Below are 23,010 nucleotides of genomic sequence, written 5' to 3'. Positions count from 1 at the left end.
GCTCAGGCGATCTCGCAGATATCGAGGATGCAGAGCATGTAGATCCGGATCATGGCGAGATAGTCGACGATCTCGACGCGCTCATCGGGCATGGTGTTGTAGCGCCCGCCCGGCCCGCAGACGATGCCTTCCATGCCGAGTTCGGCATAGAAATGGCCGGCATCGGTACCGAAGAAGCCGGGAGGCGCGATCGCCCCCGTCGGCTGCGCCTCGCCGCGCACCTCCTGATAGGCGGCGTTGATCGTCTTGACGATGCGGGCGTCCCTGGCGACCTCGAAGGCCGGCATCGACCGGTGGCCCTCTTCCTTCTCGGTGCGGATCGTCGCCTTGAGGCCGGGGAAGCGCGCCTCCAGCGCATCGAGCTCGCGGCGCATGTCGGCGATGGCGCCGGCCTCGGTCTGGCCCGGCGCATAGCGCCCCGACCCCTTGATCCGGGCGAAGTCGGCGACCTGCGGCGCGCGCCATTCGTGCAGCTCCTTGCCAAGCGCACCGCGAACCACGCCGACATGGACGCGGTTGATCGAGCGGTGCTCATCGGATTTCGCGCCGGAGAAAGTCATGGCGTTGAGGCGCGGGATCAGGTCGCAGGCCGCGACGATGGCATCGACCGCCTGCTCGCGCTTGGAGAGATGGCGGGTGTTGCCGGTCAGCTCGATCACGAAGGTGAAGGCGCAGGCATGCATCGTGATGGCCTGCAGGTCGCTCGGCTCGGAGTTGATGAAATAGTCGGCCTTCACCCCGTTCCTGATCGCCGCGACCGTGCCGACGCCGCCCTGCAATTCGCCGACCACATAGGTCAGCACGACATCGCCCTTCAACTTCACGCCGGCGTCGATCAGCGTCTTGACCGCGCAGAAATAGGCGGCGTCGCCGGCCTTCATGTTGGAGACGCCGATGCCGTAGATGAACTCCTTGTCGACCAGCCCACCCCAGGGATCGACCGTCCAGCCCTCGGTTGCCGGGTTGGTGTCGAGATGGCCGTTGAACAGCAGGCTCTTGCCGCCGCCGGTTCCCTTCCAGCGGCCGATGGCGTTGACGCGCTCGCCGACGACCGGCTGCAATTCGGCCTCGATGCCGATCTCACGCATCTTATCGGCCATGAAGGCGGCGAGCACGCGCTCGCCTTCCGTCTCCGAATAGCTCTTGTGGCGCACCATGGCGCTGAGGAAATCGAGGGCGGCTTTCTCGTCGAGACGAGCCAGGAGGGCAGCGCGATCCATCGTCAAATCCTTGGAAGCTCAGATGCGGGAGCAGCAGGGGCCGGAACGGCCTCGATCAGCGAACGGGTATAGGCATGGACCTGCCCGCCCGAGAGGTCGGCGACATCGACGAGATCGACGAGGTCGCCGCGATACATCACCGCGATGCGATGCGCGATCTGGCGCACCAGGTTGAGATCATGGGTGATGAAGAGATAGGCGGTGCCGAAACGCTTCTGCAGATCGACCAGCAGCTCCACCACCGAGGCCTGCACGGAAACGTCGAGCGCCGAGGTGATCTCGTCGCAGATCACCAGCTTCGGCCGCGAGGCGAAGGCGCGCGCGATCGCCACGCGCTGCTTCTCGCCGCCTGAGAGCTGGTGGGGATAGCGCTCGGCATAAGCCGCCGGCAGGCGCACCTGTTCGAGCAACTCGCCGATCGCCTTTGCGTCCTCGCGTTGCTCGACCGTGCCGTAGAGCGCCAGCGGCCGCGACAGGATCTCGCGGATGCGCTGACGCGGATTGAGCGAGGAATCGGGGTGCTGGAAGATGATCTGGACGTCGCGGCGATAGGCCCGGTCCATATCCTTCAATCCGCCGATCGGGCGGCCGGCGAAACGGATCTCGCCCTCGAACGGGTTCAGCCCCGTCAGCGCCCTGGCGAGCGTCGACTTGCCCGAGCCGGATTCGCCGACGATGCCGAGGATCTCGCCCTCGCGCACGGAGAGGCTGACGTCGCGATTGCCGGTGAACTGGGTGTTCTCGCGGCCGAGCAGCTTCGCCAGGAAGGGCTTGCGGCCATAGCGGACGCTGACCTTGTCGACCTCGACCAGCACTTTCGCCTCTGGGCCCGGCCCCGCCTCGATCAGGCGATGGTCCGGTCGCGGCACGGCGGCGAGCAGCTTTTGCGTATAAGCATCCTGCGGTGAGGCAAAGACCTCCTCCACCTTGCCCTGCTCGACGATGCGGCCGCGATGGATCACCGCGACGCGATTGGCAACGCGCGAGACCAGAGCCAGATCATGCGAGATGTAGAGCGAGGCGACGCCGGTCTCGGCCTGCAGCTCGCCGAACAGATCGAGGATCTGGCGGGCGGTGATGACGTCGAGCGCCGTGGTCGGCTCGTCGAAGATGATGCATTCCGGCTGGCAGGCGAAGGCGGTAGCGATGACCACGCGCTGCTTCTCGCCGCCCGAGGCCTCATGCGGATAGCGCCGCATCATCTCGGCCGGGACCTTCAGGCCGACGCGGGCGAGCATCGCCTCGCCCTCGGCCCAGGCCTGCTTGCGCGTCAGGCCGCGATGATGTTCCAGCACCTCGGCCAATTGCTCGCCCAGCGGCAAGGTCGGGTTGAGCGAGGTGCTCGGATCCTGGAAGACCATGCCGATGCGCCGGCCGCGAATGGCCTCGATCTCGGCCTCGCTGGTCGTGGTCAACTCCTTGTCGACCAGCCGGATTCGGCCGGCCTCCCGGGCGCTCTCCGGCAGATGGCGCATGATCGCCCAGGCGAGCGAGGTCTTGCCGGAACCGGATTCGCCGACGAGGCCGAGCACCTCGCCCTTGGCGACGGCGAGCGTAACCGCGTCGAGCGCGCGGGTGAAGCCGGCGGGCGTGGCGTAGTCGAGGCTGTAGCCGGCGATGTCGAGGATCGGCGTCATGAACGACCTCATGTGCGCGGGTTGAGCGCGTCGCGCAGGCCGTCGCCGAGCAGGTTGAAGCCGATCGCAACGAAGGCGACCGCCAGGCTCGGCCAGAGGATCATCCACGGGCTCAGATGCATGAAGCGCCTGGCCTCGGCGACCATCAGCCCCCATTCCGAGGCCGGCGGCTGGGCGCCCAGCCCAAGGAAGCTCAAGGTCGCGAACAGCATCACGGCAAAGGCGACGCGGATCGTCATCTCGACGATGATCGGCGCCACGACATTGGGCAGCATCTCGCGCCAGACGATGAAGCGCGCGCTCTCGCCGCGCGCGATGGCGGCGTTGACATAATCCTGCTTGCGCACGGCAAGCGCGACCGAACGCGTCACCCGCGCCATGCCGGGCGTGAAGGCGATGGCGATGGCAAGCAGCGCGTTCCAGCTGCTCTTGCCGAGCAGGTTGACGATCAGCAGGGCCAGCAACAGGCTCGGGATCGCCATCACCGCATCGACGGTGCGCATGATCGCCTCGTCGCTGCGGCCGCCGAGAAAGGCCGAGATCGTGCCGATCACGGCGCCAGCCAGCGTGCCGAGCGCGGTCGCGAACACCGCCATCACCACGGTGGCGCGTGCGCCATGCAGCAGGCGGCTCAGGATGTCGCGGCCATATTGGTCGGTACCAAGCCAGAACAGCGCGCTCGGCGGCTTGTAGCGCTGCAGCGGCGCGAGGCTTTCTGGGTCGTAAGGCGCAATCCATGGGCCCAGGATGACCACGAGCAGGATCAGCCCGACCAGGACGAGCCCGAGCGCTCCCTGCGGCGAGCGCAGCACGCGGCGCAACAGCTCAATCATACTGGATTCTCCGGTCGAGCCGGGCATAGGCGATGTCGGCGAGGAAGCTGGCGATGGCATAGGTCGCGGCCATGATCAGCGCGCCGGCCTGGATCGAGGGCAGGTCGCGGCTCTGGATCGCGACGATGAGCTGGCGGCCGATGCCGGGCAGTGCGAAGATCTCCTCGACCACGATGACGCCGCCGAGCAGATAGCCGATATCGAGCGCCACGATGGTGATCGTCGGCAGCAGCGCGTTGCGCAGCGCATGCTTGTAGAGAACCGTGCGCTTCGGCAGCCCCTTGAGGCGGGCGGCGCGGACATAGTCGGTGTGCAGCACATCGACCAGTTCCGAGCGCACCATGCGCGAGACATGCGCGATCAGGATCACCGAGATGGTCAAGACCGGCAGGACGAGATGCCTGAGGCCCTGCAACGGATTCTCGGTCAGCGGCACATAGCCCGTCGCCGGCAACCATTGCAGCCAATCGGCCAGCACCAGTACGACAAGCGTGGCGGTGACGAACTCCGGCAGCGAGACCCCGATATAGGAGATCACGCTGACCAGAAGATCGGCGATGCGGCCGCGCCTGACCGCAGCGATGATGCCGAGCGGCAGGGCCAGCACCAGCATCAGCACGATCGAGAACAAGGCGAGCAGCAGCGAGCGGCCGAGCGCCTCCATCATCACCGGACCGACCGGCTGGCCGGTGCGCATCGAGACGCCGAAATCGCCGCGCAGCACGCCGGCGAGCCAATGGCCGTATTGCGCCCAGATCGATGCGTCGAGGCCCATCTTGGCGCGCAGCGCGCTGAGCGCCTCGGCCGTCGCGTTCTCACCCAGCATCATGACGGCCGCGTCGGCCGGCAGAATCTGGGTGATCGCGAAGACAATGAGCGACACGACGAGCAGCGTGTAGCCGACCAGCACGATACGCTTGAGGATATAGGCCGGCGACACGCGCGTTGACCCGTTCTCAGGCGCGCTTGGGCGCGTTGGCGCCCAGCGAGACATGATCGAGCCGGAACACCGCGCCGCGCGGATGCAATTCATAGCCTTGCACCCAGTCGCGCCGGGCGGCGAGCAGATCGAAGAAGGTCGGAATGATCGAAGGGACCTCGGCGTTCATCAGCGCCTGCGCCTGCCCGTAGAGCTCGCGGCGCTTGGCCTCGTCGACCGTCGCACGCGCCTCGTTCACCACCTTGTCGAAAGCGGCGTTGTTCCAGCGCGTCTCGTTCCAGGCGGCGTTGGAGGTGTAGAGCAGCGCGAAGATGGCGTCGGCCGTAGGCTGCATGTTGTAGAAGCCGACATAGAACGAGCCCTTCTTCCAGACCTGGTCGAGATAGGTCGCATGCGGCATCGTCTCGACATTGATGCGGAAGCCGGCTGGCTTGGCCATCTCGCGCAGCGCGACCGCCATCTGGGTGCGCAGCGACGGACGGTCGGAGGCGATCAGCGTCGCCTCGAGGCCGTTGGGATAGCCGGCCTCGGCCAGCAGCGCCTTGGCCTTGGCGATGTCGGGCTTCTTCAGCGCCTGCTCGGAATAGAAGCGATAGGCGGCGTTGAGCGGGGTGTCGTTGCCCGGCGTGCCGTAGCCCTCGGTGACGAAATCGACCATCGCGGTGCGGTCCACCGTCAGGGCCAGCGCCTGGCGCACCCGCACATCGCTGAAGGGCTTGGTGTCGCAGCCGAAATTGACGTTGCAGAACTGACCCGAGGCGACGCGCAGCCCCTTGACGCCGGCAGCCTTCGCCAGCCGGCCATACTCGGTCGGCTGGGCGGTCGAGATCAGGTCGGTGTCGCCGGCGATCAGGGCCGAGCTTTCGGCGCTGATGTCGGGGTAGACCACGACATCGACGCGATCGAGATAGGGCCGCGCCTTGTCGTAATAGGCGTCGTTGCGGGCGACCACGATGAGCCGCTCCGGCTCGAAGGAGACCAGCTTGAACGGGCCGGTGCCGACAGCTTCACGGTCGAGACGGCCAAGCCCGGCCTTGATCACGGCAGCGGGCACGATCTTGGCGTTGGTATAGGCCAGCGCCACCGGCAGGTCGGCATAGGGCGCCGAGAGGGTGAAGACGACGGTGGTGTCGTCCTTCGCCGCGACCTTGCTGATAGGGCCGACATTCTGGCGCGCCGGCGAGGCGGTCTTGGCGTCGAGGATCGCCTCGAAGGTCGCGACCACGTCGGCGGCCGTGAAGGCGCTGCCGTCATGGAAGGTCACGCCCTTGCGCAGGACAAAGGTCCATTCGAGCAGGTCGGCGGAGTTACTCCAGGATTCGGCGAGATCCGGCTCGACGCTCATATCGACCTTGAGGCGCGTGAGCGCGGAATAGAGCAGTTCCGAGACCAGATATTCCGGGTTCACCCGGGTCACGAGCGGGTTCAGCTTGGCCACGGCCTGGTCGACGCTGACGCGCAGCGTGCCGCCCCGGCGGGGAGCCTGGGCCTGCGCCACGGCATCGAAGCCGGTCATGGCAAGACCGCTGAGCGCAGCGGAGGCGGCGAGGAAATGGCGACGATTGACGCTCGGCATGGGGCGCTCCTTCAGCTTCGGGACGAGGTGTTTTCGGGGATCAGTTCAGGCGCGAAATCGGCAGCGAGATAGGCCAGGACACTGCGCGCCAGGGCGACCACATCGGTCGTCGTGGTGTGCTCGCCCGGCGCATGGATGTTGCGGCTCGGGCGACCAAGCCCGCCGAGCAGCACCTCCTGCATTCCGGTGGCGCGCTGGACCCAGCCGAAATCGGAGCAGCTCGCAGCACCCCATTTGCGAAACTCTTCGGGCGCATAGCCGAAGCCCTGTCCCATCGCATGCTGCCAGCGCGGCCAATGCGGCCCGGTCGGATCGGAGGTCGGGGCGAGATGACCGACCAGGGCGGTTTCGACCGACAGGCCCGGAACGGAGGCGACGCTGCGCAGGATCGTCTCCTCGATCTCGGCCAGGGCCGACTCGAAGGATTCCTCGGGCGCGTAACGGCGGTTGAGCGTCAGTTCGAGCAGCGCCGGCACCTGACCGCCGGCCGTGCCGCCATTGATCGTCGCGATGTTGAGCTGCGCCGCGAGCGCCGGCTTGCCTGGCGGCGGCGGAAGGGCCGAGACACGCGTCGCCACGCGCGCCTTCAGCACCGCCAGCGCATTGAGCAATGGCAGCGCGCCCTCGATCGCGTTGAGGCCCGAACCGGAGCGATTGCCCTCGCCGGCATGCACCGCCTGGCCGCGCACCCGCACCAGCAGGTTGAACAGGCCAAAGCAGCCGGCCCAGATGCGGGCCTCCGCGCTGCCGTTGAAATTCAGGACATGGCCTTCGAGACGGCCCTGCTCGGCGAGATAGCGAATCCCGGGATAGAGCCCACCTTCCTCGTCGGTGCAGAACAGCAGCATCGGATCATAGGCGAGAGCGACATTGCAGGCCTCCGCCGCGCGCAGCGCCAGCAGCACGGCTGCGATGCAGCCCTTCATGTCGGCGGCGCCGAGCCCGATCAGCATGTCGCCGTCGCGCGCCATGCGCAGCGGATCGCCCTGCCAGCCGGGCGCGGCCGGCACGGTGTCGACATGGAAGTACAGACCGCAGACCGGTCTGCCGCTGCGCCGCGTCGCGACGAGATTGGTCCGGGGGCCGGATGCCGGGCCGCCTGGCACCTGCCAAAGCACCTCGGGCACCACGACGCGCTCATGCGCGAAGCCGAGCGGCGCGACCAGCCCCTCCATCAGATCGGCGAAGGCGTCATAGCCCCGCCCTGGCGGAAAGGAGGTATCGACCGCGATCATCGCGCCGAGATCGTTGGCAGCGCTTTCAACCTCGCCGGCGATCCACGCCATGGCCGGCGCCAAGGCGGAAGCATCCTGTCTCGGGGCGGAAGCGGAGGTCATTGCGATCAGCGCGCCGAGACGGCGCTTGTCGCGCGCAGGCGCGATCTGCAATGGAGACGTCGAGCGGGCCCAACTGGCGTCGCCATTTGCAAGAACCTCGCTTTCATATAAACTATATAGAAATAGGGACGAGCGCATGCCTGCTGTCAATGCCAAAAAAACGACGGCTGCTGCCTCAGAACCCGCCACGCAACGGGCAAACGCCCAGCCCACGCTTCCCAACCTGGCCAATAGCGATGCGGCCCCGCTTTACGAGAAGGTGAAGCGCCATATGTCGGAGGCCATCCTGGTCGGCGAATGGCAGCCGGGCATGGTGCTTCCCAACGAAACCGCGCTTGCCCAAGGTTTCGGCATTGCCGTCGGCACGGTGCGCCGGGCGATGAGCGATCTCGTCGCGGAAGGCCTGCTCTCACGCCGGCGCAAGACCGGCACGATGGTGACCGGCCGCAGCCCGCATCACAGCCTGCGCTTCTTCTTCCAGTATTTCCGGCTGCATCGCGCCGATGGCAGCCTGACGCGCTCGACCAGCGAGATGCTCAGCGTGGAGCATGCGCGGGCGACGACCGAGCAGGCCACGCTGCTGCAGACCAAGCCGGATGCCGAAGTGGTGAAGCTGCACCGCATCCGCCATGCCGACGGCAAGCCGGTGATGCATGACCGTCTGGTCCTCGCGGCAGAGCGCGTGCCCGGCCTGCCGCGCAATCCCGCCGCCCTGCCCCAGCTGCTCTATTTGCATCTGCTGGAGCGCTACGGCATCCGCATCTCGGCCGTGCGCGAGCAGATCGCGGCCGATCTCGCTAATGACGAGGACATCGCCCTGCTCGCTCTCAGCGGGCGCGAAGCCGTGCTGACGATCGAGGAAGTCGCCTACGACCAGGCCGGCGTGCCGACCATCCTGGGCCAGCACCGCGCGACCACCCGCGCCCATATCTACGTCAACGAGGTGCGTTAGAGCATTGCGCGAAAAAGTGGGTACCGGTTTTTCGCAAGAGCAATGCTCTAAACTTTAGAATCGATCACGTCGCATTCGGACGGAATCGTCCGAATGCGACGTGATCTAAAGCGCGCTGCTTATACTCGGAACCACACCGTCATTCCGAGCGGGACGGCGCGGTTCCTGCAGACCCCACCCAACACTAGGCGACGACGGTCGGCTTCGTCCGGCCGGTACGCTCCGCCAGCTCCGTGATCGCCGCGGCAGCCTTCGCGAGGGGCTCCAGCACCTGCGCAGGGTCGAGCCCGTGCCGCGCCGGGTCCAGCTCGAAGTGCTCCAGATAGATCCTGAGCGTCGCGCCCTTGGTGCCCGTCCCCGAGAGCCGGAAGACGATGCGGGCATCGTTGTCGAACAGGATGCGCAGGCCCTGGCGCTCGGTCACGGAGCCGTCGACCGGATCGGTGTAGCTGAATTCATCGGCAGCAGCGACGGTCATGCCGGCGAAGCTCTGCCCCGGCAGGGTCGCGAGCCTGCTCCTGAGCGCTGCGACGAGGTCGGCAGCGACCTTGCTGTCGATCTCCTCATAGTCATGGCGCTGGTAATAGTCGCGGCCATAGCGGCGCCAGTGATCGGCGACGATCTCGGTCACGGATTGCTTGCGCGCCGCCACGATGGAGAGCCAGAGCAGCACGGCCCAGACGCCGTCCTTCTCGCGGATATGGTTCGAGCCCGTCCCCGCGCTTTCCTCACCGCAGAGCGAAATCATCCCCGCATCGAGCAGCGAGCCGAAGAACTTCCAGCCCGTCGGCGTCTCGTAGAGCGGCAGGTTGAGCCCCTTCGCGACGCGGTCGAGCGCGCGGCTCGTCGGCATCGAGCGGGCGACGCCCTTGAGGCCGGCGGCATAGCCCGGCGCAAGATGGGCGTTGGCCGCAAGGATCGCGACGCTGTCGCTTGGCGCCACGACCTGGCCGCCGGGTCCCACGATCAGGTTGCGGTCGCCGTCACCGTCGGAGGCCGCGCCGAAATCGAGCTTCTCCGCCCCGGCCATCGCCGCGATCAATTCGGCCGCATAGACCGGGTTCGGGTCTGGATGCAGCCCGCCGAAATCGGGCAGCGGCACCGCATTCATGACGCTGCCCGCAGGCGCGCCCAGGCGCTCCTCGAAGATGCGCCGGCCATAGGGACCGGTTACCGCATTCATGGCGTCGAACCGCATCCGGAAGCCCGAACGCAACAGGGCGCCGAGCCTGTCGAAATCGAACAGGGTCTGCATCAGCGCGACGTAATCGGTGACCGGATCGATCACCTCGACGACCTGGCCCGAGCCGAGCGTCGTGGTCCCGATCGTTTCCAACGCGAGCGCGAGACCGTCGGCGATCTGGTATGCCTTGATCTCGCGCGTGCGGGCAAAGATCGCCGTGGTCACAGCGGGCGCTGCCGGCCCGCCATTGTCGGCATTGAACTTGATGCCGAAATCGCCGTCCGGCCCGCCTGGATTATGGCTCGCGGACAGCACGATGCCACCTTGCGCGCCGCGCTTGCGAATGATCGCCGAGACGGCGGGCGTGGACAAAAGCCCACTTTGGCCCACGACGATGCGCGCGACGCCATTGGCGAGCGCCATGGCGACGATGACGCGGACAGCCTCGGCATTATGGAAGCGGCCGTCGCCGCCCAGGATCAGCGTGCCGCCGCGCAATTCCGGGACGGCGTCGAAGATCGATTGAACGAAGTTCTCAAGATAATGCGGCTGCTGGAAAACCGGGACCGCCTTGCGCAGGCCGGACGTGCCGGGCTCCTGATCGGGAAAGGGGCTCGTCTCAATGCGGAGAACCCGCAACGCGTTCGACATGCTGACTCCGGATGGGCGGGAAGACTATGGGCAAGAACAACCTGGGGCAGGAACGATCGGGGCTGACTAGCACGAAGCTCATGCTGCTGGCAGCCCAGCCTCTAGAGACGGAACAAGGCAAGAATCCGCCGCTCAGCGCCTGAATGTCCGGGCGTCGGCGGCACGCCCCGCAAAGCAGGTGCCGGCCCCGGCCGTTCTCTGCCGAAACGGAAACCAATCCTGTGATTACCAGGAATTTAATGTTATCGTTGAAATGCGGTATATCGAAAGCGTTCTCATGATCTGGCTCGCGCTGATCTATGGAGCTGGCGGTGTGTGGTTCGGCCTGAACTCAATCGTGGAGTTGCCGATTCGCCGCGTCACTTGGAGCGATGCGATCGCGATCGCATTCGTCAGCGCGACATGGCCGATTATCCTCGCAGCGCTTGGTGCATTTGCTCTTTTCCCTGGAGGCGCCCAAGAAGATTCGCGCCGCTTCTCGTAACATCAGCGTTACCGGCCAGCGCAACCGCCAATTTTAATCTTGCTTTAGGACGCCTATATCACCGGCACCGGCAACATCTCCCTGCCCACAGTACTTTCCGCCGGCAGATGTAACTTCCCATTGGCAGGTATGTAGAGACGTTCGATCCCATCGCGGGAAGCCCGCGAAGCAGGAATCGTCCGCGTCACAATTCCGAAGCGAGAAGAGCCCCGGATATCCCATCGAGCTTGCCGTGATCACGGACCATCTTGGAACGGCGGCCACGTAGGCCGCCGCCGGATTTCGCTAGGCGTCACAGCGCTGGCCATCAATTGCAGACCATGACCCGACGCGTCACGACATAGCCCCAAGGGGCGTAATAGCGCCGCCACACCGGGTAGCAGCCACCGCCATAATAGTAGTTGTCGTAGTAGTAGGGTGCGCCCAAGGCGAGCGCGACGGCCGGAGCGCCCCAGAAGAAGCGACCGCGGTGGACATGCCGGCCGTGGAAGAAAGCCGCGCGACCGGCAAAGGCCGGCCGCGCAAAGCCGCGATGAAAGCCGCCGCCGTGGAAGGCCATGCCGCCACGATAGAAGCCGCCGCCATGGGGACGCGCCTCGGCGGGCGCCGACCATGCGACGATGCCTGCGGACATCACTGCCGCGGCGAGAGCGGCGACAGTCGTCTTGCTGATGCTGAATGTCGAGATCATGACGATTCCCCCATCAAATGAGCCTCGCCCTGTGGGAAATATCGGCCTTTTGGCATGAACATACAATGAAGGTTAACCATGATCCGGCCTCCGGATCCGTCGCCGCGATCACATCCCGGTGACTGCTCGCCTCAGCTCACGCTCGTGCGAATGCCGCCACGCCCCGGCATCGACCCGCCATCCCGGAATAGGCTGCGCGCGGCCCGGTCACACACCCGGCAGGCGATAATCCTTGAACTGCTCGCGCAGCGCCGTCTTCTGGATCTTGCCCGTCGCGGTATGGGGGATCGCCTCGACCAGCACGACATCGTCGGGCAGCCACCATTTCGCGATCTTGCCGGTCATGAAGGCGAGCATCTCCTCCTTGCCGGGCGTCCGGCCGGGTTTGGGCACGATCACCAGCAGCGGCCGCTCGTCCCATTTCGGGTGGCAGACGCCGATGACCGCGGCTTCGAGCACATCGGGATGACCGACCGCGAGGTTTTCGAGATCGATCGAGGAGATCCACTCGCCGCCCGATTTGATCACATCCTTGGAGCGGTCGGTGATCTGCATGTAGCCGGCGGCGTCGATAGTGCCGACATCGCCCGTGTCGAAAAAGCCCTGCTCGTCGAGGATCGGCTCGTCCTCGCGGCGGAAATAAGCGCCAGCCACAGCGGGCCCGCGCACCTTGAGCCGGCCGAAGGTCGCGCCGTCCCAGGGCAGGTCCTTGCCCGCGTCGTCGGTGATGCGGAACTCGACGGTGAAGGGCGGATGGCCCTGCTTGACCTTGAGGTCGTAGAGCGCCTCGCCTTCGAGATGCTGATAGATCGGCTTGACCGAGCAGAACGAGCCGATCGGGCTCATCTCGGTCATGCCCCAGGCATGCGAAACGGTGACGCCGTATTTGCGCTCGAAGGCCTCCGTCATCGCGCGCGGACAGGCCGAACCGCCGATGACGACGCGCTTCAGCGTGGAGAGGCCCGCACCTGTCGTCTCCAGATGCTGTAGCAGGCCGAGCCACACCGTCGGCACCGCCGCCGTGCAGGTCACGCCCTCCGTTTCCAGCAGCTCCAGCAGCGAAGCCCCGTCGAGCTTGGCGCCCGGCATGACGAGCTTGGCCCCGGTCATCGGCGCGGAATAGGCCAGCGACCAGCTATTGGCGTGGAACAGTGGCACCACCGGCAGCACCGTGTCGCGCGAGGACAGGCCGAGATAGTCTGGCGTCGCGCAGGCCATGGCGTGCAGCACGTTGGAGCGGTGCGAATAGAGCACGCCTTTGGGGCCGCCCGTGGTGCCCGAGGTGTAGCAGAGCCCGGCCGCCGTATCCTCGTCGAGCTTCGCCCAGGCGAAATCGTCATCGGCCTCGGAGAGCCAGTCTTCATAGGCGACCGCGCCCCTGAGCGACGTCTCGGGCATATGGGCGGCATCGGTCAGGATGACGAAACGCTCGACGCTCGGAATCTTCGCCTGCAGCTGCTCGACCAGGGCTACGAAGGTCAGGTCGAGGAATAGCATCCTGTCGCCGGCATGGTCGATGATCCCGGCGATCTGCTCCGGGAACAGGCGCGGATTGACCGTATGCGTGATCGCCCCCATGCCGCTGATGCCGTACCAGAGTTCGAGATGGCGGTCCGTGTTCCAGGCCAGCGTCGCCACCCTGTCGCCCGGCGCCATGCCTTCCCGGCCGAGCCGCTTGGCGACCTGCAGGGCGCGGCGGCGCAATTGCGCATAGGTCGTGCGCCGCAAAACTCCGTCCTCCACCGCCCGGCTGACGACCTCGCGCGTACCGTGCTGGATCGCGGCATGGTCGATGATCCGGTGCAGCAGCAGCGGCCAGTCCTGCATCAACCCGAGCATCGGCGCCTCCCCCGAATTCTTGCTTGTTGTTGCGGGCAGAATAGGCGCAAGCCACGCGGATATGAAAGCGGGGCTCGCGCCCGGGAGCGAGATGGTTTAGGTCGTATCAATTCCGCCCGGAGAGCCCGAAGCCCGTGTCCGCCTCCAACCTCGCCCCGAGCCCTGAGCCTGCCGAGCCCGATCGCGTCTGGTTCCGTTTCATGCGGCTGCACCAGCGCATGCTCATGCAGATGACGGCGCGAATCCGGACGCTCGGGCTCTCGATCCCGCAATTCGATCTGCTCTCGACGCTGACCGAGCGCGAGGGCATCAGCCAGAGCGAACTCGCCGAGCGTCTCTATGTCACCAAGGGCAATGTCTCGGGCCTCGCCGACCGCCTCGTCCAGGCCGGCCTCGTCGAACGTCGGGCGATCGCCGGCGACCGGCGCTCCTATGCAATGCATCTGACCCCGGAAGGTCGCAGGCTGGCCGAGGCCGGTATCGCCGCGCAGCGCGATTTCGTCGCCAACACGCTGGGCAAGCTCCCGGGCGACGACCTCGCCGAGCTCGACCGTCTCGTCAAGGCATGGCGCGATCTGGCCCGCGCCGTCGACGCCAGCTGACGCCACCGGCCAGCACGGCATGAAGAAGGCTGTAAGATGAGCGCGACGATCGATCTCACAGCCCCCGCAACGAGCCTGAGAGAAGCGCTTCTCGCGCGCCGTTTCACCGCGAGCGACCTGCTCGAAGCCAGCCTCGCCCGCATCGACGCGCTCAATCCCGGCCTCAACGCCATCATCGCCCAGGATCGCGACCTCGCCCGCGCCGCGGCGCGCGAATCCGACAGGCGTATCGCCTCCGGCGCAGCCCGCCCCTTGGAAGGGCTGCCCATCACGATCAAGGACGCCTTCGACGTGGCCGGCCTGCCCTCCTCCGGCGGCTTGCCGGCCTATCGCGAGCGCATCCCGGCGGAGGATGCGACCGCCGTCGCAAGGCTGCGCGCTGCCGGCGTCGTCATCATCGGCAAGAGCAATGTCCCGGTCTTCTCCGGCGATTTCCAGAGCTATAACCCCGCCCATGGCGTGACGAACAATCCCTGGGACACGGCCTGTTCGCCCGGTGGCTCGTCGGGCGGTGCAACGACAGCCGTCGCGACCGGCATGTGCGCCTTCGAGCTCGGCTCGGATCTCGGCGGCTCGATCCGCTGGCCTGCCCATGCCTGCGGCGTCTTCGGTCTCAAGACGAGCTGGGGGCTGGTCTCGACCTGGGGCGCCATTCCCCCGCCGCCCGAGCGGCGCACGCTGCGCAATCCCGACCTCCTTGTCGCCGGGCCGATCGCTCGGGCGGCCGGGGATCTCGACATGATCCTGCCGGTGCTGGCCGGCCCGCGCGACGCGACCACGCCCGGTCCCGTACTGACACCGCCCCGGCGCGAGACGGCGCACGGCCTGCGGGTGGCGCTCTGGGCCGAGGACCCCTTCGCCCCGGCCGATCGTGAAGTCTCCGACGCCGTGCGCGAGGCGGCGCGGCAGTTGCAGGCTGCAGGCGCGACCGTCGATGAGACCGCCCGGCCCTCGCTGCGCTTCGCGGAGGCCTTCGAAGTCTATGCGCTGCTCAACCACGCCGTCGTCGCCTATGGCCTGCCGCCAAAGATACGCGCCCGCATCCAGGCGCAGGCCTCAGGCTTCAGCCCCAACGATCTCTCGCATCAATCCCTGCAGGCGCGCGGCGCGCGGATGACGCCGGGGCTGTATCAGCAGCTTTCCCAGCGCAGGCTGGCGCTGAAGCGGCGCTGGGCCAGCTTCTTCACGCGTTACGACGTGCTGCTCTGCCCGCCCGCGCCCGTGGCTGCGATCCCGCACGACCATGCGCCCGACATCCATGCCAGGCGGTTGAGCGTGAACGGCGAGCCGCGCCCCTATCTCGATTTCCTGCTCTGGGCCTCGCTTGCCACAGGAGCCGACCTGCCTGCCTTGAGCGCGCCGGTGTGCCTCTCGAAGGCGGAATTGCCGCTCGGCGTGCAGGTCATCGCGGCGGCCGGCGAGGACCGCATGGCGATCGCCGTCGGCGCCATGCTGGAGCGCTCCGGCGCCGGCTTTCGCGCCCCGCCCGGGGCCCGCTCAATATCCTGACGCAGCCATGCCGCTCCGCGCCAGAGTCTGCGCAGGCCTGCATGAAAATCGCTCAGCTTTTGCGCCGCACCCGGTCTATGCTCGCATAAGCAATCCATAAGGATCGGGAACCGCACGATGCTGTCCAACCTCGCCGTCCGCGATATCGAGACCCTCGTCCATCCCTATACGAACCTCGCCACGCATCGCGAGGTCGGCCCGCTCGTGCTCGAGAGCGGCAAGGGCGTCTATGTCTACGACACCGCCGGCAAGGAATATATCGAGGGCATGGCGGGGCTGTGGTGCACCTCGCTCGGCTACTCCAATCAGGAGCTGATCGAGACCGCCACCGAGCAGATGAAGAAGCTGCCCTTCACCCATATCTTCGGCGGCCGCAGCCATGACCCGGCGATCGAGTTGGCTGAGAAGCTGAAGGAAATCGCTCCGGTTCCGATCTCCAAGATCTTCTATGGCGCGTCGGGCTCGGACGCCAACGACACCCAGGTGAAGATCGTCTGGTACATGAACAATGCGCTCGGCCGGCCGCAGAAGAAGAAGATCATCTCGCGGCTGAAGGGCTATCACGGCGTCACCGTCGCCTCGGCCTCGCTGACCGGCCTGCCCAACAACCATATCGATTTCGATCTGCCGCTGCCGGGTATCCTGCACACCTCCTGCCCGCATCACTACCGCTTCGCCGAACCCGGCGAGAGCGAGCAGGATTTCTCGTCGCGGCTTGCCGCCGAGCTCGAGGAGATGATCCTGCGCGAGGGGCCCGACACGGTCGCCGCCTTCCTCGCCGAGCCGGTGATGGGCGCCGGTGGCGCGATTCTGCCGCCGGAAGGTTATTTCGAGAAGATCAACGCGATCCTGGCGAAATACGACATCCTCTTCATCGCGGACGAGGTCATCACCGGCTTCGGCCGCACCGGCAACATGTTCGGCACCACGACCTATGGCATGAAGGCCGATACGATCTCGCTCGCCAAGCAGATCACCTCGGCTTATTTCCCGCTCAGTGCGGTGATGCTGAGCGAGCCGGTCTATGACGTGCTCGTCGACCAGAGCCGCAAGATCGGCGTCTTCGGCCATGGCAACACCTATGCCGGCCATCCCGTCGGCTGCGCGATCGCGGTCAAGACGCTCGAGATCTACCAGCGCGAGAAGATCGTCGACCATGTCCGCAAGGTCTCCCCGACCTTCGTCAAGCGGCTGGAGAAGCTCGGCGAGCATCCGCTGGTCGGCGAGGCGCGTGGCGTCGGCCTGATCGGCGGCGTCGAGCTGGTCAAGGACAAGCAGACCAAGGCCCCGTTCGAGGCCAAGAAGGGCGTCGGCGCCAAATCGGTGGTCTTCGCGCAGGAAGAAGGCCTGATCACCCGCGCCATGGGCGACCGCGTCGCGTTCTGCCCGCCGTTGATCATCACCGAGGCCGAGATCGAGGAGATGTTCAACCGCTATGAGCGCGCCCTGAACAAGACCCTCGACTGGGCCAAGGCCGAGGGCCTGCTGGCCGCCTGAGCCTCCTCGTTCATCATTGTGGCGGCCGGTTACGGCAGCATACAATTTGACACGGAGAGATCACGATCACGCCGCGCCAGCGGCGGGATCGTTCGCCAGTATGGCGTCGACCGATGGCCAGGAACCATCGGCCTGCTAAAATCGACAACGTCCGCGGCCATGATTTCACCCAATATCTCGTGCAACGACGCAAGTGAGCGCGGGCTTCCACGTTACCTCCGCTAGGGAAGTCGATGCTTTTCGTTTCCGTCCAATCGCCTTTCCCGCAGTTGCCGATGGAACGAGATGCATATCAGCCGCGTTGGATGACGACGCGAAGGATGAACCATCCCGGCTTGCCGGTGTCCTTCGCGATGGCATCGACGACTGATCTTCGAAGATTCTTCGAGACCCTCAATGATTGACCGGCGCAGAGTTCTCCAAGCTCTCGCCGGTCTTTTTTTTGCCGGCCTCGGCACAACCGGCTATGCCGCGGGCTGGGAGCCGGAGCAGCTGCGCGTGACGCGCTATGGCCTGACGCCGCGCGGTTGGCCGGCCCGCCGGCGCTTGCGTCTGGCCGTGATCTCCGATCTGCACATCGGCGGGTTTCACGTCCCGCTCGCGCGCGTCGCCGGCATCGTGACGCAGGCCAACGCCTTGAAACCTGACCTGACGCTCCTGCTCGGCGATTTCGTCGCGAGCCGCGAGCGCCGCGCCTCGGACCCGCCCATGCAGGCCTGGGCGGGAGAGCTCGCACGGCTTCAGGCCAAGGACGGGGTCTACGCCGTGCTGGGCAACCATGACTGGTGGCACGACAGGCCGACGCAAACCGCCCGCTCGGGTCCGACCCAGGTGGGCGCAGCGCTGGCAGCCAACGGCATCGCCGTGCTGGAAAACCGTGCAATGAAGCTCGACACGGCGGCGGGCCCGCTCTGGCTCGCCGGCCTCGGCGACCAGATCGCCTTCCTGCAGCGCGTCCAGGGCCTGCCCCATGGCGTCGACGACCTCGCCGGGACACTGGCCCAGATCGATGACGACGGCGCGCCAGTGATCATGATGGCGCATGAGCCCGACGCCTTCGTGCGCATGCCGCCGCGCATCGCGCTGACCTTGTCGGGCCATACCCATGGCGGCCAGGTCAGGTTGTTCGGCTGGGCGCCGGTCGTGCCTTCGCGCTATGGCCAGCGTTACGCCTACGGCCATATCCGCGAGCGTGACGGGCGCGACCTGATCGTTTCGGGGGGAATCGGCACCAGCATCCTGCCGGTCAGGCTCGGCATGCCGCCGGAGATCGTGATGGTGGAGCTGGGCTAGCGTTTTCTGCTTTGCCTCAGAAACGCGCCGTCATTCCGGACAAGCCGCGTCAGCGGCGCAGATCCGGACTCCATCAAAGGACTCCGGAACTCTACGATAGATTCCAGACCTTCGCTTCTCTGCGTCCGGAACGACAGCGCGGTCCCAAGGATACGCGGCGCGCTAGAGCCGGATGATTTCAGACGGAGTCACAAAGTGTCTCCATCTGAAATCTGAATCCGTCTCTCATCAAGGAGTTAGAGCAGGATCAATGCGAAAAACCGGTTCCCACTTTTTCGCATCCAGCTCCAGGCGCCGCCGCACCCTCAGCGAACGATCACCTTCGTGCCGACCGGCACGCGGTTGAACAGGTCGACCACATCGATATTGCGCATGCGGATGCAGCCCGACGAGGCGGAATGGCCGATCGTCTCGGGCTCGTTGGTGCCATGGATGCGGTAAAGCGTGTCGCGCCCGTTCTGGTAGAGATACAGCGCGCGCGCACCCAGCGGGTTCTCCGGGCCGCCTTCCATGCCGCCGGCGAAGGGCTTCAGATGCGGCCAGCGCACCAGCATCTCGGCCGGCGGCGTCCAGCGCGGCCACTCGGCCTTGCGCTGGATCACGGCTTCGCCGGTCCAGCCGAAGGCCTCGTCGCCCGTGGCGACCGCATAGCGGATCGCCTTCTTGTTCGGCTCGACATAATAGAGATATTTCTCGGTCGTATCGATCAGGATCGTGCCGGGCGCGAGCCCGGTCGGATCGGTGATCTCATAAGGAAGCTGCGTGACGTAATGCTCGAACTTCGGCACCAGCGCGATATATTCGGCGTCGCGTGCGGACAAGGCCGGCGCATTCACGCTTTTATATTGGCAGGCGCCCAGAAGGACCGACAGTGCCAGAGATACGATCACAGTCTGTTTCATGCATTCCATCCAAGCGGCCCTGCGGCGACTTTTATGATGAATCGAAGGTTAACGTTTTGTGACGCCAAACACAGGCCGCGGCACGGAAAAACGAGCGAACGACTAGGCTGGTAACATAGATGGCGCAATCTCGTTCCCGCCGTGGTTGCCGATTCGTGCTCTTCCCGGCGGACCGTTGCAAAGCGGCCACGCTGATCCCCGGTAACCCGCAATGCGAGGCGCCTTTTCCGTGACGACCCTCCTGATCACGCATCCGGCCAGCCTCCTGCATGAGACTCCCGCCGGCCATCCCGAGCGCATCGAGCGCATTCGCGCCGTCGAGCAGGCGCTGGAGGACGAGCGCTTCGCGGGCCTGATTCGCGCGACCGCGCCGCTGGGCCTGCTGGAGCAGGTCACGCTTTGCCACCCGCCCACCTTTGCGCAGGCCGTGATCGCAGCCGGCCCCAAAACCGGCCTCGTCCAGATCGACGCGGACACGCTGATGTCGCCGGGAACGGTCGAGGCTGCGCTACGCGGCGTCGGCGCTGCGACCTTCGCCGTCGACGAGGTCATGCGCGGCGCCATCGCCAACGCCTTCTGCGCCACGCGCCCGCCTGGTCACCATGCCGAGAGCGACAAGGCGATGGGCTTCTGCTTCTTCAACAACGCCGCGATAGCTGCCCGCCACGCCCAGAAGGCCCATGGCGTCGAGCGCGTCGCCATCGTCGATTGGGACGTGCATCACGGCAACGGCACGCAAGAGATCTTCTGGGATGATCCGAGCGTGCTCTACGCCTCGAGCCATGAGATGCCGCTCTATCCCGGCACCGGCGCAGCCTCGGAGCGCGGCCAGCACGGCACCATCGTCAACGCCCCCTTGCGGGCCGGCGACGCCTCCGAGGAGTTCCGCGAGGCCTTCGAGGCAGCGCTGCTGCCGCGGATCGAAGCCTTCGCACCCGACCTCGTCATCATCTCGGCCGGCTTCGACGCGCATTGGCGCGACCCGCTCGCCAATATCAATCTGAAGGAATCCGACTTCGCCTGGGCAACGCAGAAGCTGATGGAGATCGCCGACCGCCACGCCAAGGGGCGCATCGTCTCGGTCCTGGAAGGCGGCTACGACCTCGAGGGCCTGTCGCGCTCGGCCGCGGCTCATGTCATGGCACTGATGCGCGGTTAGAGCGACATTCCGGGGTCTTCGCGCAGCCGAGACCCCGGAATGACGAGCCCTACTCCAGCGGTTGCGTGTCCGCGATCTCGATTCCGAAGCCGCTCAGCCCCACGAAGGAACGCGGCGAGGAGGCAAGGTTGACGATCGAGCCGACGCCGATGTCGCGCAGGATCTGTGCGCCCAGCCCGACCTCGCGCCATTGCTGCGTGCGCTGCGCGTCGGAACCATCCTCGACGCTCTTGATCGGCACGCCAGCCGAGCCGTCGCGCAGATAGATCAGCACGCCGCGGCCATCCCGCTGGAAGCGCTTCAGCGCACACTGGATCGAGGGCGCGCCGCCGAGCACATCGGCGACGACATTGGCCCGGTGCAACAGCGCCGGCACCTTTTCGCCATCGCCGATCTTGCCCATCACGAAGGCGAAATGCTGCGTATCCTCGAAGGGCGTGATGTAGACATGCCCTGTCATCTCGCCGAAGGCGGTCTTCACCGGAAAGCTGTGCACCCGTTCGACCAGCTTCTCGCGCGACTGGCGATAGGCGATCAGATCCGCAACCGTGATCTGCTGCAATCCATGCTTCTGGGCGAAGGCCGTGATCTGTGGCCCCTTCATCACCGTGCCATCGTCATTGGCGAGCTCGCAGATCACGCCGACCTGCGGCAGGCTCGCAAGCTTGCAGAGATCGACGGCAGCTTCGGTATGGCCCGAGCGCATCAGCACGCCGCCATCCTTGGCGATCAGCGGAAAGACATGGCCGGGCCGCACGAAGTCGGCCGCGCCCATATTGCCGTTGGCGAGCGCGCGCACCGTATTGCAGCGCTGCTCGGCCGAGATGCCGGTGGTCAGCCCATGCTTGACGTCCACCGTGACCGTGAAGGCGGTGCCGAGCGGGGCATCGTTCGACGACACCATCGGGTCGAGTCGCAGGCGGCGCGCTTCGCTCGCGGTCAGCGGCGCGCAAACGATGCCGCAGGTGTTGCGGATGATGAAGGCCATCTTCTCCGGCGTGCAGAGCGAGGCGGCGACGATGAGATCGCCCTCGTTCTCACGGTCGTCGTCATCGGTGACGATGACGATGTCGCCGCGCGCGAAAGCCTCGATGGCCTGGGTGACATTGCTGGACATGGCAGCCTCCCGCGGCCCGACAAGGCCGAGAAAATCATTGGGGGTGACGGAACCGCCCGTGGCGGCGGCGATACGCTCGGCGCTTTCGCGCGAGATCCAGGCGCTCTGATCGTTGCAGAGCGCGGTGACGCTCGCCGGCGACAGCCCGACCTGCCGCGCAAAGGCGCTGCGGCCGATTTTGTTCTGCTGGAGCCAGGCGTCGAGTTTCATGAGCGCAAGCTAATGCGCGGCGGCTTCAGTTGCAATGAAGCGGGAGAGCATTTTCAGTATTGCTGAAACGCATGCTCCCGCCGTCATGCTCGGGCCTGCCCTGGGGCATCTCTTCCCGGAACAGGCCCCTCTTCTGCCAGAGCCTCTCGGGTCCGCTGGCGCGGCCCGAGAATGACGGCTCGCTACGGCTGAAACGGCCAGCGCGGCTCCATCACGCCAACCTGCGCGCGGTGGCGCAGATACTGGTCCGCCAGCACGCAGGCGAGCATCGCCTCGCCAACCGGCACGGCACGGATGCCGACACAAGGATCGTGGCGGCCCTTGGTGAACATCTCGGCCTCACCGCCGGTACGCGTCACGGTCGCCCGCGTCGCCAGGATCGAGGAGGTCGGCTTCACCGCGAAGCGCGCCACGATCGGCTGCCCGGTCGAGATGCCGCCGAGAACGCCGCCGGCATGGTTCGACAGGAACAGCGGCCGGCCGTCATTGCCGGCGCGCATCTCGTCGGCATTCTCCTCCCCCGACAGCTCGGCTGCACCGAAACCATCGCCGATCTCGACGCCCTTGACCGCGTTGATGCTCATCAGGGCGGCGGCGATCTCCGCATCGAGCTTGCCATAGATCGGCGCGCCCAGGCCCGCCGGCACGCCCTCCGCGACGATCTCCAGCACGGCGCCGATCGAGGAGCCGGATTTCCTGATCCCGTCGAGATAGCTCTCGAACAGCTGGGCCGCCTTGGCGTCGGGGCAGAAGAACGGGTTGTTGCCGATCTCGGCCCAATCCCAGTTGTTGCGGTCGATCTTGTGCGGCCCCATCTGCACCAGCGCGCCGCGCACCACCATGCCGGGCACGACCTTGCGCGCGATCGCGCCAGCCGCGACCCGCATCGCCGTCTCGCGCGCCGAGGAGCGCCCGCCGCCGCGATAATCGCGAATTCCGTATTTCACGTCATAGGTGAAATCGGCATGGCCGGGCCGGTACTTGTCCTTGATGTCCGAATAGTCCTTCGAGCGCTGGTCGACATTGTCGATCATCAGCCCGATCGCGGTCCCGGTCGTAACCTGCACGCCATCGCTCTCGCGCGCGAAGACGCCCGAGACGATCCGCACCTGGTCGGGCTCCTGGCGCTGCGTGGTGAAACGCGACTGCCCGGGCCGGCGGCGATCGAGCTCGACCTGGATATCGGCCTCGGTCAGCGGCAGCAGCGGCGGGCAGCCATCGACGACGCAGCCGATCGCCGGCCCATGGCTCTCGCCGAAGGTCGTGACGCGGAAAAGATGGCCGAAGGTATTGTGTGACATGGGCAGCCTGACGCGGAGCAACGTGGCGGACTTAGTGAAGCTACCGCCGGACGTCAAACATAGCCCCAGAATGTCGG

The 23,010-nt window shown here is 66.2% G+C and carries 19 protein-coding genes; 7 read left to right on the top strand and 12 right to left on the bottom strand.

Going from position 1 to position 23,010, the window contains the following annotated elements; genetic code table 11:
* Nucleotides 1–2: 2 nt before the first annotated feature.
* Genes CYD53_RS00400 through CYD53_RS00375 form a run of 6 tightly spaced genes read right to left on the bottom strand, consistent with a single transcriptional unit; the run spans nucleotide 3 to nucleotide 7,492 of the window.
* Entirely contained in the window at nucleotides 3–1,220 is a 1,218-nt protein-coding gene (locus CYD53_RS00400) for a M20 family metallopeptidase (RefSeq protein ID WP_103716183.1), read from the bottom strand.
* Nucleotides 1,221–1,222: 2 nt separating this feature from the next.
* The gene (locus tag CYD53_RS00395; protein WP_210202269.1) at nucleotides 1,223–2,857 is read right to left on the bottom strand and encodes a dipeptide ABC transporter ATP-binding protein; all 1,635 of its coding nucleotides are present in this window, start codon (nucleotides 2,855–2,857) and stop codon (nucleotides 1,223–1,225) included.
* Nucleotides 2,858–2,865: 8 nt separating this feature from the next.
* Nucleotides 2,866–3,690, bottom strand: coding sequence for an ABC transporter permease (locus tag CYD53_RS00390; RefSeq protein ID WP_103716181.1), 825 nt, complete (start codon nucleotides 3,688–3,690; stop codon nucleotides 2,866–2,868).
* Nucleotides 3,683–4,630, bottom strand: a complete 948-nt coding sequence (locus CYD53_RS00385) for an ABC transporter permease (protein ID WP_103716180.1) — start codon at nucleotides 4,628–4,630, stop codon at nucleotides 3,683–3,685. Before CYD53_RS00385 ends, CYD53_RS00390 begins: the two co-directional genes overlap by 8 nt.
* 16 nt (nucleotides 4,631–4,646) lie before the next feature.
* Nucleotides 4,647–6,206: an ABC transporter substrate-binding protein gene (locus CYD53_RS00380; protein ID WP_103716179.1), complete on the bottom strand. Its 1,560-nt coding sequence runs from the start codon at nucleotides 6,204–6,206 to the stop codon at nucleotides 4,647–4,649.
* A gap of 11 nt (nucleotides 6,207–6,217) precedes the next feature.
* Entirely contained in the window at nucleotides 6,218–7,492 is a 1,275-nt protein-coding gene (locus CYD53_RS00375; RefSeq protein ID WP_245928018.1) for a M20 family metallopeptidase, read from the bottom strand.
* A gap of 187 nt (nucleotides 7,493–7,679) precedes the next feature.
* On the opposite strand from CYD53_RS00375, the gene CYD53_RS00370 reads away from it, so the two are divergent.
* Entirely contained in the window at nucleotides 7,680–8,495 is an 816-nt protein-coding gene (locus tag CYD53_RS00370) for a GntR family transcriptional regulator (protein WP_103716178.1), read from the top strand.
* Nucleotides 8,496–8,679: 184 nt separating this feature from the next.
* Here the strand turns inward: CYD53_RS00370 and CYD53_RS00365 are convergent, their stop codons facing one another.
* Entirely contained in the window at nucleotides 8,680–10,317 is a 1,638-nt protein-coding gene (locus tag CYD53_RS00365; RefSeq protein WP_103716622.1) for an alpha-D-glucose phosphate-specific phosphoglucomutase, read from the bottom strand.
* A gap of 289 nt (nucleotides 10,318–10,606) precedes the next feature.
* On the opposite strand from CYD53_RS00365, the gene CYD53_RS00360 reads away from it, so the two are divergent.
* A complete protein-coding gene (locus CYD53_RS00360; RefSeq protein ID WP_146055781.1) occupies nucleotides 10,607–10,813 on the top strand; it encodes a hypothetical protein in 207 nt (68 codons plus the stop codon).
* A gap of 307 nt (nucleotides 10,814–11,120) precedes the next feature.
* Here the strand turns inward: CYD53_RS00360 and CYD53_RS00355 are convergent, their stop codons facing one another.
* Nucleotides 11,121–11,504, bottom strand: coding sequence for a hypothetical protein (locus CYD53_RS00355; RefSeq protein WP_103716176.1), 384 nt, complete (start codon nucleotides 11,502–11,504; stop codon nucleotides 11,121–11,123).
* Nucleotides 11,505–11,711: 207 nt separating this feature from the next.
* The gene (locus tag CYD53_RS00350) at nucleotides 11,712–13,343 is read right to left on the bottom strand and encodes a long-chain-fatty-acid--CoA ligase (RefSeq protein ID WP_103716175.1); all 1,632 of its coding nucleotides are present in this window, start codon (nucleotides 13,341–13,343) and stop codon (nucleotides 11,712–11,714) included.
* A 200-nt stretch (nucleotides 13,344–13,543) separates the two neighbouring features.
* Here CYD53_RS00350 and CYD53_RS00345 point away from each other — a divergent pair, with 200 nt between their 5' ends.
* The 4 genes from CYD53_RS00345 to CYD53_RS00330 all read left to right on the top strand — a co-directional run bounded on the left by CYD53_RS00345 (nucleotide 13,544) and on the right by CYD53_RS00330 (nucleotide 18,244).
* Entirely contained in the window at nucleotides 13,544–13,945 is a 402-nt protein-coding gene (locus CYD53_RS00345) for a MarR family winged helix-turn-helix transcriptional regulator (RefSeq protein WP_103716621.1), read from the top strand.
* A gap of 36 nt (nucleotides 13,946–13,981) precedes the next feature.
* Complete coding sequence (locus CYD53_RS00340) at nucleotides 13,982–15,454, top strand: amidase family protein (protein ID WP_103716174.1); 1,473 nt, start codon at nucleotides 13,982–13,984, stop codon at nucleotides 15,452–15,454.
* Between the two features lie 117 nt (nucleotides 15,455–15,571).
* The gene (locus CYD53_RS00335) at nucleotides 15,572–16,951 is read left to right on the top strand and encodes an aspartate aminotransferase family protein (RefSeq protein WP_103716173.1); all 1,380 of its coding nucleotides are present in this window, start codon (nucleotides 15,572–15,574) and stop codon (nucleotides 16,949–16,951) included.
* A 396-nt stretch (nucleotides 16,952–17,347) separates the two neighbouring features.
* Entirely contained in the window at nucleotides 17,348–18,244 is an 897-nt protein-coding gene (locus CYD53_RS00330; protein ID WP_103716172.1) for a metallophosphoesterase, read from the top strand.
* A gap of 305 nt (nucleotides 18,245–18,549) precedes the next feature.
* Here CYD53_RS00330 and CYD53_RS00325 read toward each other — a convergent pair whose 3' ends face one another.
* Nucleotides 18,550–19,146 (bottom strand): L,D-transpeptidase, encoded by a 597-nt coding sequence (locus CYD53_RS00325; protein ID WP_103716620.1) that lies wholly within the window; start codon nucleotides 19,144–19,146, stop codon nucleotides 18,550–18,552.
* A 229-nt stretch (nucleotides 19,147–19,375) separates the two neighbouring features.
* Between CYD53_RS00325 and CYD53_RS00320 the strand changes: the two genes are divergently transcribed.
* Entirely contained in the window at nucleotides 19,376–20,305 is a 930-nt protein-coding gene (locus tag CYD53_RS00320) for a histone deacetylase family protein (RefSeq protein WP_103716619.1), read from the top strand.
* Between the two features lie 49 nt (nucleotides 20,306–20,354).
* On the opposite strand, the gene ribB is transcribed toward CYD53_RS00320, so the two are convergent.
* Both ribB and aroC read right to left on the bottom strand, forming a co-directional pair.
* Entirely contained in the window at nucleotides 20,355–21,632 is a 1,278-nt protein-coding gene (ribB, locus tag CYD53_RS00315; protein WP_103716171.1) for a 3,4-dihydroxy-2-butanone-4-phosphate synthase, read from the bottom strand.
* Between the two features lie 182 nt (nucleotides 21,633–21,814).
* Nucleotides 21,815–22,933: a chorismate synthase gene (gene aroC / locus CYD53_RS00310; protein WP_103716170.1), complete on the bottom strand. Its 1,119-nt coding sequence runs from the start codon at nucleotides 22,931–22,933 to the stop codon at nucleotides 21,815–21,817.
* Nucleotides 22,934–23,010: the final 77 nt, after the last annotated feature.

This window comes from Allobosea psychrotolerans (genome assembly GCF_002917105.1).
GTDB lineage: Bacteria > Pseudomonadota > Alphaproteobacteria > Rhizobiales > Beijerinckiaceae > Allobosea > Allobosea psychrotolerans.
The sequence above is the reverse complement of the archived record's forward strand: the minus strand, read 5'-3'. Positions and strand labels throughout refer to the sequence as shown.